Genomic DNA, 12,103 nt, shown 5'->3' on the forward strand with positions numbered 1-12,103 from the left:
ATACCCTTGAAGCCTTTCGCATAGATTCACAGCTAAAGAGTGCCACGAAAAATTGGAGATGTGCTGACTGAGTTTTTGGAAGTGTTGGGGATTTAGGAGATCACGATCTCAATATTAGTCAGAGTGAGGATTTAGGGTATCTGTCTATCGAGTAATTTACATTGTCTATTGACGGTTAGTAGGGAATAAGGGCGATGTAAGGAAAATCTACAAAAAGAACAGATAGACTGTTACTCGTACAAATAAACCTCCTTCATGGACTTGGCTATAGCCCCTTGATTTTTCTCTAGGAAAAACAAACTTGACAGATTAAAATCTGAATGTTAGATTGTAATCTGGTTTAGCTATTATTAAATTTCAATTAAGCTATGCAGCAAGATAATGAATTAGTAAGACAATTTAACACTGGTCTCCAGGAAATGAGAGAATTATTTCATGAATCAGGAAGATTGGAAGATTCTAATGCAAAGCTTGATGAAATCACTAAATTGTTATGTCTTGAGATAGCTTCCGTGCGCGACCCAAATCTTAAAGTACCTAGCTTAAAACAGCTTCTGAATCAATACACAGAAAAGGGCATAGTTCCAGCTTTGAATGAGGCACTAATCTTGGCAAGCAAGAGTTCGATCCTCACAAACTATGATGGAGAGTCTCTTCTTGGGCCAAATCCAAAATTTAACATTGCAGAATCAGAAGAAAATCTAGCAAGAGCTTTGGCAGGCATAGTCTTAAATTCATTTAATGGATATTTAAGAGGCAATCATACGGCTAAAACATTTGAGTTTTTAAATGAAGCATTTAGCCACTTTATAAGAGATAATTTCCGTCAAAATATTGAAGATGCACAATATATGACTCCACCGGAAGCTGTTAACTATATGGCTGAATTAGGGGCAAGCTATTTTAAAGAAAAAAAATTAAAACAATCAGAACAATTTATTATCTGTGATCCTTCTTGTGGCGTTGGTTCTTTCCTTGCTCAGTTTTACCGAGTTTGGTGCATGGGTGAAAAAGAAAGTGCTAATCTAGTTTTAATAGGACAGGATAAGGTTGATAGAATGGCACGTTTAAGCCTTTTAAATCTGGCACTTTTTGGCATAAATGATGCAAAAGTATATCGAGGAAATTCATTATTAACTGGTTCTCCCTTAGATTTATACCATGAGAAATGTGACTTAATTCTTACAAATCCACCATTTGGTGCAAAATTTTCATGCCTTGATTTATCCCAAAATAATCACAACTTTTTTCCTTTACTTTGCAACTATATTCAGAATAAAACAGGAGAAATTGATTCAGAGTTACTTTTTCTTGACAGGTATATTAGCCTTCTTAAGCCAGGAGGACTATTAGTAGCTGTTTTACCTGATTCCGTAATTTCTTCAGGTGGATTATCGGAACATTTAAGAAAAAAGATTGAAGAGAAACTTACAATAAGATCTATAACAGAGTTGCCAGCCGTAACATTTGCTCAAGCAGGAACAAGAACAAAAACTTGTATTCTTGAATTAGAAAAAACATCTCCCCAAAATAATATTATTTTCATAAGCAAAGCATCAAGCCTTGGCTATGAGGTAGCATCTAAAAAAGGTGTTCCTTATAAAAGAATAGAAGGTAAAAATGATTTAGAAATTTTATCAAATATCATATCTGATGCAAATACTTCACGAAAAACATTTTCAAATTTCGAGCTAATTTTTAATGAACCTTCATGTGTTGCTGTTAGTCAAAAAACAATTTCAAAGAAAACATGGACTCCCTCGCACTATTCGTCCAGTCGGCTATCAACCTTAGAAACACTTGAAAAATTAGGTAGTAGTGACAATTTTGAAGTGGTTCAATTAAAAGACATAGTGAGTATTCCTAAAAGAAGAAATCAAAGAATTTTAGATAAAAAAGAACAAAAATGTATTAGTGTTCTTCATATAGGAGCTTTTGGTACTGTAAATATAAAAGACTTTATGGAATATGAGCCAAAAACCCCTGGAAAATCTTGTAAACAAGGAGATATTCTCTTTTCAAAAATTAACCCAAGAATTCCTAGAGCTATAGTAGTTCCTAAATTACCATTTGAATTAACCTGCTCATCTGAATTTGAAATAATGCAGCCAAAAAGTGGTTATAGTTCGTATGAAATTATGCTATTACTCTTGTCCGATTATGCACAAAATCAAATTCAATCTTTAACTTCTGGTACTTCTTCTTCACACAACCGAATTAAAACTAATGAGTTGATGTCAGTTAGATTAATAATTCCCCAAAAAGACTCACTTATGCGAGAAAAATATGAAAACGCAGTAAAATCATTCTCAGAAGCTAACATCAAGATTCATGAGGCAAATATAATACTACAAAAAGAATGGGGATTAATTAATTCTCTATCTGCTACATAAGCCTTCATTTAGAACATCAGGATCAAAGGAATTAACCACATATTTGCCTGATGATATGCGAGCCTCAAAAAATAAAGGGTATTTAAGATTACCACAGTTATTTGTAAACTCATTACTATCTCTATTCCGAGGAGGGTGTAGTTGAAAATTAGAGCTTGTTATTTGTCCACTTTCGCGTTGTTCATACCATTTTTTTGCAATTGCACGAAACTCTGTATCATTTGGTGTTCTTACAACCCAAATTCGGCAGCGTTTTTGACTTGTGTTTTCAACCATATCCCACATAACAAAAAAAAGATATGGCTGAATATTTAAAGAGTTTATTGATGAAGCTTTTGTTCCTGCTTTAACACATCCATTAAATCGCGGTGTATCGATTGCATCCCAGCAATTAGCTGCTTTTACATCTGAGCCATCTATAAAGTCAGAGCCTTTTTTTCTTCCTAATCCTTGAATCCCTGTTAAAGCACTAACAACAATTTGAGACCATGCCCTGGTATCTGTGGGATGTGGTTGTTCGTACTTATCCGCATAAGGCTTTATCTGCAAATAAAAATCATAATGAAGCTGCAATAGCTCAATCGTATCCTTAATATTTTGTTGGGACATTCTGTTTTTGAGAATTGAATTAGGCTTATAAAAAATCATAGCATTCCTAAATGATTTGTGATAGAAACCTTTAGGGGTAGCGTCCCTCCCAACCCACGAGCAAAGAGGGTTGACCAGGGATGCCACCCCTACCCTAAAATATTCAACCCATTTAGGATTGCTCTATAGGAGTTACGTATTGACAAAAACTTATCTCCCATTCTGACTTCATGAGTTAGTTAATCATTCTTGTCCTTTTCTGTTACTTTTTTATCAAGCCCTACTGAATAACCTTAAACAAACAAAAAATCCCCACCATAATGGCGGAGATTTTTTGTAAATCAAAACAAAGATCTAAGCTTCGCTTTCAATGTGGATGAATAATAAACCCATTACCACAACTGGCATTAACCAGCAAACCACGGGAATTAAAATCCAAGGTAAAAAAGAAGCTGCGTATGCTCCGGTCATATCAAATTCTCCTATTGTAATGTTAGAAAGTTTTGATGTTTGGTAAAAAGCTCAATTAGCTATTAACCAAGCCTCGGAAAATAGAATCGACTATGCCGAAGTTTTCCAGCAAGAAAAAGGCAACAAAAGCGCCACCCATTCCACCGATGAAGAAACCGCCAGCAAACTGACTCCAACCTTCAGAGGTTTGCAGAGAATCCCCCGCATCAGAACCGCTTTTTTGGAAAGTAACTAATCCGTAAGCAGATAAACAAATCGTGGCAAGCAGAACTAGGGTAATGCCTGAAATTAAGCCCCCTAAATTAGCTGCGCTGGGATGATCGCGCAATGGCCCCAGTAAAATCCAGGGCCCGATCAAAAAGTAACCATGGGCCATCCCGACTTCTAAGCCCCGGAGTAAAGGAGATAAACCTTTACGGTAGGCGGGCAAATTCCCGATAAATGCACGGGTAAAATCGGAATCGCTGATGGGCGTGGACAGATGGCCTACAAAGGGATCGCCATTATAGGGTTTAATCAATTCTGCCATGGGGTTTCTTTCTCCTCTAATTATTGAAGAACTTGCAGCAGTTATTAAGCTCATATTTTACGCAGGGATAGGCAATCTCGTTACAAAAATGAGCATAAGCTTCAAAAAAGTTCACATCTCGACATCGGGGGGCAGATCTGATGTCAAGGCTAGGATTAACAAAACAGGTTAAGATTTAACCAATTATTGAGGAATTCGGATCATGAATAACCGACTAAAATCTCTTAGCTATGCCTTGTTTGGGGCGATCGCATCCACGATGTTCGCCACCTCTGTCAAAGCTGAACCCATGTTTAAGGACTATCCCACCACCTATCAACCCTTTGCGGAAGAATTTATGCGGGCGGCTTCGAGAACCTCTGGGGATGTGTTTAAAAACAAATCCTTACTGGGTCAAACGTCTACCTATTTAGGAATCAGTTTTCCCTGGCCCAACGGCATCAATGGTTTTCCCGAAACCCTCATGACCAATGATGCCCGGCTGGTGAATCAATTGTATCGGGATGGGATGCTGCGCCAAACCAGTAGCGACCCGATTATTCGTACAGCCGATTTAATTAATCCCTACAATACCTCTATTCTGAACCAACCCTCCTATCGGGATCTTGACCTTCAGAGCGCGCCAGGATTGCCTGTACAACGTCGCTAAAGCCATTAACAGGTCTGTTTCCATAAAAAAACTGCCGATCTTTCAAGATCAGCAGTTCATTGGATAAGCTCCTTTTTTTGTAGAATCCCAAGTCTATAGACTCAAAAATACTTTTTTTGCTCCCATGTCGGGGATCAAATTTTGGGGTTAATTAATTTTAGCCGGGGTGAGATGAAGTCCCAGAATCACTAAATCCCGTTCAATTCCATCTAAATCAGCTACTCTGGGCAAATAACCCCATTGTTCAAAATCTAAGCGTTTGAATAATTCTAAACTAGGTTGATTGTGAGCAAAAATTAACGCTAGTAAGGCTTTTAATCCCAAACTAGGACTGTGGTACACCGCTTGGGTTAATAGTCTTTTTCCGATTCCCTGACCTTGATATTCAGGATGAACATAAATACTCACTTCTGCTGTACCGTTATAGGCCGGACGGTTATAAAAGATTTGGAAACTCAACCATCCTAGAATTTTTCCATCTAACTCAATCACCCAAACTGGACGGGTTTGAGCTTGATGTTCGTGATACCAAGGAATTCGACTTTCCACCGATATCATTTCCAGGTCTGCTGTCGCCATCCGTCCTGGAATTGCGGCATTATAAATATCAACTATCGCGGGTAAGTCCGTTTCAACTGCATCCCGAATCTTCATTATTTCTAAAAACTTTTTGGGTTTTGGGTAATAGTCATTGATTTTTTAAGTGTTATAATAATATCAATAATCACGGGAAATAGGCAATAGGTAATGGACAATGGGCTGTAGGCAATAGTGATTGATTGTCTAAGTGTTCTCATCCGATCAATAGTCATTATCGTTTCTGATTGTTGCTCGTTTATTAAAAATTCTATATTTTCCCCATCGCCAGATTGTCTATCTCCTATCCATACAAAAAAAACAAAATGTCTACATTTTTTGTTAATGATGGTGGTAGTGCAGTCATCAATATTGGGGGATTTAACCCGCCTAGTCAAGAGTTGGTAACCCAAGGGATTGTTGTCCCTCCAATTATTAGTAACCCAGTGTTTGGGGGGGCTTATTTTGACTCAACAAAACTGAGCAATTCCCTTTCAGTGCCACAAGTCTTATTAGGGACATCGGGCAATGATATTTTAACCGGAATAGAGGGAAATGATACATTGCAAGGGTTAAAAGGCAATGATCTGCTTCAGGGTCAAGGGGGGGATGATATCCTCTTTGGCGGACAAGGTAATGATACCCTATTCGCAGGAGAAGGAAATGATCTATTAAGTGGTGACCAGGGACAGGATTTACTCACCGGAAATTACGGGAATGATATTTTTGTTCTTCCCGTTAGTGTCGCCGTTGATAATATGAATACGGTTGATATAATTACGGATTTTATTGTCGGTGAGGATAAAATTGGTTTAACTGAAGGTTTGAATCAAAACAATATTCTGCTCACGTCTACCGTCATCAGTGGAAGTCCAGGGACTTTAATTTCTGTGATCAATTCTAATCAATTTGTGGGATTTGTGGCAAATGTCAGCCCCGGAGGTTTGATTAATCAATTTATTACCATTAATTGATTAATCAAACCATTAAGCGACAGTATAAATTATTATAAAAATCTGAAATTTATACTATTGATCATCAGGAATATTGACAGTCTTGAATATTTAAACTAGCTTTAAGTAGGATTTAACATTTTTTACAAAAAAGGAACAACAAATGGCTACTTTCCAAGGAACAGATTTAGGTGATGTTCTTCAAATCGGTGCTTTTCCACTGATTACCATTACCAAAGACGGTCTACCTCTGATTCCTCTGATTGCGATTCAAGAATCTGATTTAGCCGGAAATGATACTATTCTTTTATTGAATGGGCCTGATAAAGCTGATGGTGGAGCCGGAAATGATACCATTGATGCCGGAGGCGGAGACGATAATCCCATTAATGGCGGAGATGGTAATGATAGTATTACCCTGGGCGATGGCAATGATTATGGGATTGGCGGTCTAGGAGATGATATTATCCTCGGTGGAAAGGGGAATGACATCGGTGATGGTGGCAAAGGAAACGATACTTTCGATTTGGGAGAGGGAGATGACAACGCCATTGGTGGAGATGGAAATGATACTTTCTTTGGCGGTTTAGGAATAAATAATGTCGATGGGGGCGATGGAATTGACTACCTTTCCTATGAAAAGGTTACCCCAACTTCTCCGGCTGGAGCTAGTCGAATTACGGCTAATTTAACCACAAAGGGAGAAGTTTTAAATAATGCCTTTGTTGCCATTGCCACGGATAATATTACGGGGCCGATTGAAAATATTATTGGCGCTCCGGGTATCCCCAATGATCTGACTGGAGCCGGGGGCGATAATATTTTAATTGGGGGTGCGGCGAGTGATAATCTGGCTGGAGCCGGAGGGAAAGATACCCTTAAAGGGGGTTTGGGCGATGATTTCTACACCGTACTTACTACCGGTAATGGTACCGAAATTCAAGATACTGGAGGAGCAGCAGACAGTCTTTTTATTCCAGGTATAACGCTATTACTATCTGGCCCTAGCACAACGGGTTATGGTTTAGAAAGACAAGGAAAAAATCTAGCTATTGACTTAAATATTGATGGCAAAATTGACCTAACTCAAGATTTGTTGATTGTTGATTTTTATGCCGATACCACAGCAAAAACCGCAGGCATAGGGTTAATTGAAAATGTGGTGAATCTTAAAGGGCAAGATATTATTGACTCTAATATTCCCAACACCGCACCTCCTCCAGTCTCTAATGTTACCTGGACAACGCCCACCGCCTCCGGGAGTGATCCTGGGCCAAATGTTCCGGCACCTGGTGGTGGGAATACCACGTTTGTTGACCAAGGAATTACATCCTATCTGTTTACCAACGGCCCCGATAATGCCTTTGTCCCAGCAACAGCAGCAAACCTGTATATTCAAGCCTTAAACGGGAATGATGCCATTATTGGAACCGCATCGGCTGATAATATTAATGGCAACTTAGGGGCTGATAACATTTTAGCGGGTGGGGGGAATGATGGCGATCGCACCCTAACAATTCCTGCTAATACCATCCGCACAGCTATTCGAGGCGGTAAAGGGTCAGATAACCTCGATGGTCAAGAAGGAGATGACCTACTCAATGGCAACCTGGACAATGACACCGTATTGGGAGGTGTGGGAAATGATATTATCCGGGGTGGTAAAGGTGCAGACGTCTTAGATGGCGGTGCAGGTACAGATTACTTGATTGGAGATGCGGATCAGGATAAACTCACGGGGGGAGCCGACGCCGATATCTTTGTTCTACCAGGAGCGTCCGTCGCCGCAACCAGCTTAAATCAAGCCGACCTAATCACTGATTTTCTCGCCGGAACCGATAAAATTATGTTACCTTCGGGGACAACTTTTGCCCAACTAACCTTAACGCCTGTTACTGTACAAGTTGATGGTAGTACAGCATTAGTATCCACATCAATTCAATCGGGAACAACTTTTTATGCGTTAGTACAAGGGATAACCCCGGTTCAACTCACCGCAGCTAACTTTATTGCAGATGATCCGAATATTACTATTTTAGGATAGATATAGGTCAGAAACCGGGTTTCTCAACTCATTTTTCTGTTATTAATAAAAGTAATAGCAGAAACCCGGTTTTTAGGAGGCGTGGGTGATGCCTGTTCGATATAATTAAGTTGAAGGAAAAGAAAAGGAGGTGGAACAATCGTACATAAGTTCTCTGGTCAAAAAGTATGTGACATTTTAAAACTAAAAAAAGGCAGTATCAAACAAGCACAGCTTCCACAAGGATCGCCTAGCTGGGAAGAATTTAGTGAGATGACATGGGAAGAAATAGAAAAAGGAGTTGCTGAAAACTCTCAGGGTTTTAAAGTTGTTCGCAAATTATTAAGTGATCGGAGGTTTGATAAATGAAAAATGATATTTTTGATCGGTTTCTTGGTTTCTTACAAAATTTAGATCAACAAGAAATTAGCTATTCTCTAGCTCATCATCGGGATGATGCAATTATGGTGAGTGTTGCGCTTCCTGGGGAGCGTTGGGAAGTTGAATTTTTGAATGATGGATCTGTCGAGATTGAAAGATTTATTAGTCAAGGCGAAATATCGGGAGAAGAAGCTTTAAACGAATTATTTTCTCGATATTCAGATCCAGAGGATGTTTCTATTGAGACTAATTCAAATCCTAACTTGGTATCTATGTTCTTAATTCCCAATAATGTCCAATAATTCCCAATTTACCGATGAACAAATCTATCAACAAATTGCTCAAATTATTCAAAGATACAAATTAGATGACCAACCTCTATGACTTACTCGAAAAAATTCAACAAAAACAGGGAATGTATATTGGGAGTCCTAATATTAACAATTTATTGATGTTTTTGTGTGGTTATCAATACGCCTGTGAAGCTATGGAACTTCCTGAAAGTGAACAAGAAATGGAATTTGCAGAATTTCAGCCTTGGTTACAAACTAAATTTGGGGTAAATACCTCTGCATCTTGGGCAAAAATTATTTTACTGTATTCTAGTGATGAAACCGATGCTTTTAAAAACTTCTTTGATTTATTAACGGAGTTTAGAAATCTACCCAAAGAATCAGAAATAATTAACAAAGAATCATTATCTTTAAAGGTTTAAATGGTTGGTGGGGTTCAGAAACCGGGTTTCTTAGCAAATCTTCCTGTTAGTAACAAAAGTTAACGCAGAAACCCGGTTTCTAGTCGTTCTCTATGATAACTGATTAAGGTAGCCAATCTTCGTCTAAAATTTGTTCTAAAGTATAAGGACATTGTTGAGGAAAATTATTGAGTGTTGTTTTCGCTTTAACGAATTTCAGAGCATCGGCATAAATTGATAATAATTCCTGGGATAAATATTGTTTTAAATTCGTTGTTAAACGGCGTTTGAGTTGGGTTCTAAATCCAATAATTTCTGCTTGCCAATGGTGAGAATTATATTGAAATTCTTTTTCCCAATATTGATACAGTAATAAATGTCTAATAATTTGTTCTACTAAACTTTCAACTTTCCGTTTTTGTTCGTTTCCCAATTCTTCTAATTCCTCAATTAAATGGTCATAATCAATCTGGTTAAGATGACGGTTTTTTAAAAGTTTGATAGTTTCTTCTAACCACAATAAATAATCTTTTTCATAAATTTCTGATAATTGTTCTGCTGCTATTTTCATATTGTTTTTTGTCCTTAACAATTAATAATTGAAAGACCGAGCGTGCAACTTTCCATCCCATTCGTAATTCGTAATTCCCTATCACCCTTTATACAAAAGCATCACATCTTCTAAGGACATTCGGGACTGCGCCCCTAATGTTAAGGGTGAAATATGACCTCGAATCAGATGGTCTGAGGCGGCACAAGCAATCATGGCGGCGTTATCGGTACAATATTTTAATGGGGGAAATAATACCCGCAAATCGTGAATTTTAGCCGCCTCTTGGAGATGGTTTCTTAACCCACTATTTGCCGCCACACCGCCCCCAATAGCAATTGTATCTAATCCAAAATCTAAGGCACAAGCGATCGCCCTTTTAGTTAAACTTTTAGCCACGGTATCTTGAAAGCTCGCCGCAATATCGGCAACGGGTAAGGGGGTATTTTCTTTTTTTTCCAAGGTTTGAACTAACCTTAATACCGCCGTTTTTAACCCGCTAAAACTGGAGTGATAGGGATGATAACCGCCATTGGGGAGGGAAATCTTACCTTCGGGTAAGGCAAAGGCTTTGGGGTTGCCTTGGCTGGCTAATTGGTCAATAATTGGCCCCCCAGGATAGCCCAAGTTTAATAACCGGGCTACTTTATCAAAGGCTTCCCCGGCGGCATCATCCATCGTATGTCCCAAGATTTCATAGACCCCGCAATCTTTGACATGAATTAAACTGGTATGACCCCCCGATACCAACAGACATAAAAACGGTGGCTGAAGACTGGTTTCGGTTAAATAGCTGGCATAGATATGACCTTCGAGGTGATGAATCCCTAAAAAGGGTTTATCATGCACTAAGGCTAAGGTTTTAGCGGTGGTAATGCCCGTTATTAACGCCCCTACCAGTCCCGGCGCACAGGTAGCCGCTACACCATCAATGGCAGACCAGTCTAAACCTGCGATTTCTAAAGCTTGGTCAAGGACAGGATTAACCATTTCTAAATGATGGCGGGAGGCAACCTCGGGGACAACCCCGCCATATTGTTGATGAATGGCGATTTGAGAGGCCACAACATTGCTTAAAACTTTACGATTCTTTACAATTGCGACCCCGGTTTCGTCACAACTTGTTTCAATTGCTAAAACTGTTGCCATTGACTGATAAATTTTATGAAATGATTGGAGCTAACTTTGATTAGCTTTATCATGGCAGATTTTTTAGGTACAGTGAACAACTGAACCTAATAGTCAAATTAGTGCGTGGGTCTTCACCTCGGTTTGAGGGATAACAAACGCTTTGTCCGGTGGTTGTTAAGAAGGAGTTATCAAAACACCTTCGGTTCAACGGATGAAAAACGTATTGTTCTGTAACAAAAGGAAACACTTCTATGCGTCGATTGTTAGCTGCTATTCTGGCCCTGGGCTTGTGGATGACCGTTGTTCCCGCAGCTTCAGCTTATAACCTGGTTCCCTGCTCTGAATCTTCGGTATTTCAGCAACGAGCCAAAACCTCTATCTCTGTTGCGGCTAACCCGGCACAGGCAAAAGCACGCTTTGAACGCTATTCCCAAGAACTCTGCGGAAAAGAAGATGGCTTACCCCATTTAATCGTAGATGGCAGCCTATCCCATGCGGGAGATTTCTTAATTCCTGGGGTTCTGTTCCTGTATATTGCCGGATGGATTGGTTGGGTCGGTCGGTCTTATTTACAATATGCGAGAAAGAGCGAAAACCCCGCAGAAAAAGAAATTATCATCGATGTTCCTGTGGCTCTGACCTATATGTTAAGTGGCTTCCTGTGGCCCTTAGCCGCGTTGAAAGAAATGACCACGGGTGAAATGTACGCCAAAGATGACGAAATCACCGTTTCACCTCGTTAATTACGGAATTCTTAAACAGAGATTTGGGAAGATTTCAGTTGAATTAATCACCTAAATATTCCCAAATTATCCCATAAACAAAGTTTGTTTATGTTCTAATAATCTTTGTGAATTCTGCTTTCTTTTAACAGATTAATTGTTGTTCACACGGTTCTAAACTTAGGAGAAAAACCCCCATGCAGTATTTCCTGAAATATCTTTCAACAGCACCCGTTTTAGCTGCGGCTTTGATGGTTTTTACGGCTGGAGTTTTAATCGAATTTAATCGCTTTTTCCCCGATTTACTGTTCCATCCCCTCTCTTAATCAAACCTGGAGCTAAAAGGGGAACAGGGAACAGGTAATAGGTAATGGGTAATAGGTAATGGGTAATAGCAAGAGTTTACCTCCCCTGCCTCCCCTGCCCCCCTGCCCCCCCCTGCT

Annotated in this window: 14 protein-coding genes; 8 read left to right on the forward strand and 6 right to left on the reverse strand. The window is 39.3% G+C overall.

The genetic code is table 11. The features are described from left to right. Positions 1-368: 368 nt before the first annotated feature. On the forward strand, positions 369-2,393 hold the full coding sequence (locus PL11201_RS06515) for an N-6 DNA methylase (RefSeq protein ID WP_079677764.1): 2,025 nt from the start codon (positions 369-371) through the stop codon (positions 2,391-2,393). On the opposite strand, the gene PL11201_RS06520 is transcribed toward PL11201_RS06515, so the two are convergent. The 3 genes from PL11201_RS06520 to PL11201_RS06530 all read right to left on the reverse strand — a co-directional run bounded on the left by PL11201_RS06520 (position 2,379) and on the right by PL11201_RS06530 (position 3,981). Beyond that, positions 2,379-3,002 (reverse strand): MamI family restriction endonuclease, encoded by a 624-nt coding sequence (locus PL11201_RS06520; protein ID WP_159451517.1) that lies wholly within the window; start codon positions 3,000-3,002, stop codon positions 2,379-2,381. The genes PL11201_RS06515 and PL11201_RS06520 overlap by 15 nt on opposite strands. 333 nt (positions 3,003-3,335) lie before the next feature. Continuing rightward, positions 3,336-3,452, reverse strand: a complete 117-nt coding sequence (locus PL11201_RS06525; protein WP_079677766.1) for a photosystem I reaction center subunit VIII — start codon at positions 3,450-3,452, stop codon at positions 3,336-3,338. Positions 3,453-3,507: 55 nt separating this feature from the next. Beyond that, positions 3,508-3,981, reverse strand: coding sequence for a photosystem I reaction center protein subunit XI (locus PL11201_RS06530; RefSeq protein WP_079677767.1), 474 nt, complete (start codon positions 3,979-3,981; stop codon positions 3,508-3,510). Between the two features lie 202 nt (positions 3,982-4,183). Between PL11201_RS06530 and PL11201_RS06535 the strand changes: the two genes are divergently transcribed. After that, positions 4,184-4,630, forward strand: a complete 447-nt coding sequence (locus tag PL11201_RS06535) for a hypothetical protein (RefSeq protein WP_079677768.1) — start codon at positions 4,184-4,186, stop codon at positions 4,628-4,630. A 147-nt stretch (positions 4,631-4,777) separates the two neighbouring features. Here the strand turns inward: PL11201_RS06535 and PL11201_RS06540 are convergent, their stop codons facing one another. Then, positions 4,778-5,284 carry a GNAT family N-acetyltransferase gene (locus tag PL11201_RS06540; protein WP_079677769.1) on the reverse strand — a complete coding sequence of 169 codons (507 nt, stop codon included), beginning with the start codon at positions 5,282-5,284 and terminating at the stop codon, positions 4,778-4,780. Positions 5,285-5,532: 248 nt separating this feature from the next. Between PL11201_RS06540 and PL11201_RS06545 the strand changes: the two genes are divergently transcribed. From PL11201_RS06545 to PL11201_RS06560, 4 genes are all read left to right on the forward strand, one after another. Beyond that, positions 5,533-6,180 carry a calcium-binding protein gene (locus PL11201_RS06545; RefSeq protein WP_079677770.1) on the forward strand — a complete coding sequence of 216 codons (648 nt, stop codon included), beginning with the start codon at positions 5,533-5,535 and terminating at the stop codon, positions 6,178-6,180. Between the two features lie 142 nt (positions 6,181-6,322). Continuing rightward, positions 6,323-8,203 (forward strand): calcium-binding protein, encoded by a 1,881-nt coding sequence (locus tag PL11201_RS06550; protein WP_079677771.1) that lies wholly within the window; start codon positions 6,323-6,325, stop codon positions 8,201-8,203. A 344-nt stretch (positions 8,204-8,547) separates the two neighbouring features. Continuing rightward, entirely contained in the window at positions 8,548-8,865 is a 318-nt protein-coding gene (locus PL11201_RS06555) for a hypothetical protein (RefSeq protein ID WP_079677772.1), read from the forward strand. Between the two features lie 65 nt (positions 8,866-8,930). Then, positions 8,931-9,278, forward strand: coding sequence for a hypothetical protein (locus PL11201_RS06560; protein WP_079677773.1), 348 nt, complete (start codon positions 8,931-8,933; stop codon positions 9,276-9,278). Between the two features lie 103 nt (positions 9,279-9,381). Here PL11201_RS06560 and PL11201_RS06565 read toward each other — a convergent pair whose 3' ends face one another. Beyond that, positions 9,382-9,828, reverse strand: a complete 447-nt coding sequence (locus PL11201_RS06565; RefSeq protein ID WP_079677774.1) for a DUF29 domain-containing protein — start codon at positions 9,826-9,828, stop codon at positions 9,382-9,384. A gap of 81 nt (positions 9,829-9,909) precedes the next feature. After that, complete coding sequence (gene tsaD / locus PL11201_RS06570) at positions 9,910-10,956, reverse strand: tRNA (adenosine(37)-N6)-threonylcarbamoyltransferase complex transferase subunit TsaD (protein ID WP_079677775.1); 1,047 nt, start codon at positions 10,954-10,956, stop codon at positions 9,910-9,912. Between the two features lie 233 nt (positions 10,957-11,189). Between tsaD and PL11201_RS06575 the strand changes: the two genes are divergently transcribed. Together PL11201_RS06575 and psaJ are read left to right on the forward strand one after the other, a co-directional pair. Beyond that, the gene (locus PL11201_RS06575; RefSeq protein ID WP_079677776.1) at positions 11,190-11,681 is read left to right on the forward strand and encodes a Photosystem I reaction center subunit III; all 492 of its coding nucleotides are present in this window, start codon (positions 11,190-11,192) and stop codon (positions 11,679-11,681) included. A gap of 176 nt (positions 11,682-11,857) precedes the next feature. Beyond that, positions 11,858-11,986: a photosystem I reaction center subunit IX gene (gene psaJ, locus PL11201_RS06580; RefSeq protein WP_026795751.1), complete on the forward strand. Its 129-nt coding sequence runs from the start codon at positions 11,858-11,860 to the stop codon at positions 11,984-11,986. Positions 11,987-12,103 lie beyond the last annotated feature (117 nt).

The sequence above is a fragment of the Planktothrix sp. PCC 11201 genome (assembly GCF_900009135.1).
Taxonomy (GTDB): Bacteria; Cyanobacteriota; Cyanobacteriia; order Cyanobacteriales; family Microcoleaceae; genus Planktothrix.

What these genes read in the sequence shown, in the direction of transcription:
- PL11201_RS06515 (WP_079677764.1), top strand. Translation starts at nt 369, where the DNA reads ATGCAGCAAGATAATGAATTAGTAAGACAATTTAACACTGGTCTCCAG.
- PL11201_RS06520 (WP_159451517.1), bottom strand. Translation starts at nt 3,002, where the DNA reads ATGTCCCAACAAAATATTAAGGATACGATTGAGCTATTGCAGCTTCAT.
- PL11201_RS06525 (WP_079677766.1), bottom strand. Translation starts at nt 3,452, where the DNA reads ATGACCGGAGCATACGCAGCTTCTTTTTTACCTTGGATTTTAATTCCC.
- PL11201_RS06530 (WP_079677767.1), bottom strand. Translation starts at nt 3,981, where the DNA reads ATGGCAGAATTGATTAAACCCTATAATGGCGATCCCTTTGTAGGCCAT.
- PL11201_RS06535 (WP_079677768.1), top strand. Translation starts at nt 4,184, where the DNA reads ATGAATAACCGACTAAAATCTCTTAGCTATGCCTTGTTTGGGGCGATC.
- PL11201_RS06540 (WP_079677769.1), bottom strand. Translation starts at nt 5,284, where the DNA reads ATGAAGATTCGGGATGCAGTTGAAACGGACTTACCCGCGATAGTTGAT.
- PL11201_RS06545 (WP_079677770.1), top strand. Translation starts at nt 5,533, where the DNA reads ATGTCTACATTTTTTGTTAATGATGGTGGTAGTGCAGTCATCAATATT.
- PL11201_RS06550 (WP_079677771.1), top strand. Translation starts at nt 6,323, where the DNA reads ATGGCTACTTTCCAAGGAACAGATTTAGGTGATGTTCTTCAAATCGGT.
- PL11201_RS06555 (WP_079677772.1), top strand. Translation starts at nt 8,548, where the DNA reads ATGAAAAATGATATTTTTGATCGGTTTCTTGGTTTCTTACAAAATTTA.
- PL11201_RS06560 (WP_079677773.1), top strand. Translation starts at nt 8,931, where the DNA reads ATGACCAACCTCTATGACTTACTCGAAAAAATTCAACAAAAACAGGGA.
- PL11201_RS06565 (WP_079677774.1), bottom strand. Translation starts at nt 9,828, where the DNA reads ATGAAAATAGCAGCAGAACAATTATCAGAAATTTATGAAAAAGATTAT.
- tsaD (WP_079677775.1), bottom strand. Translation starts at nt 10,956, where the DNA reads ATGGCAACAGTTTTAGCAATTGAAACAAGTTGTGACGAAACCGGGGTC.
- PL11201_RS06575 (WP_079677776.1), top strand. Translation starts at nt 11,190, where the DNA reads ATGCGTCGATTGTTAGCTGCTATTCTGGCCCTGGGCTTGTGGATGACC.
- psaJ (WP_026795751.1), top strand. Translation starts at nt 11,858, where the DNA reads ATGCAGTATTTCCTGAAATATCTTTCAACAGCACCCGTTTTAGCTGCG.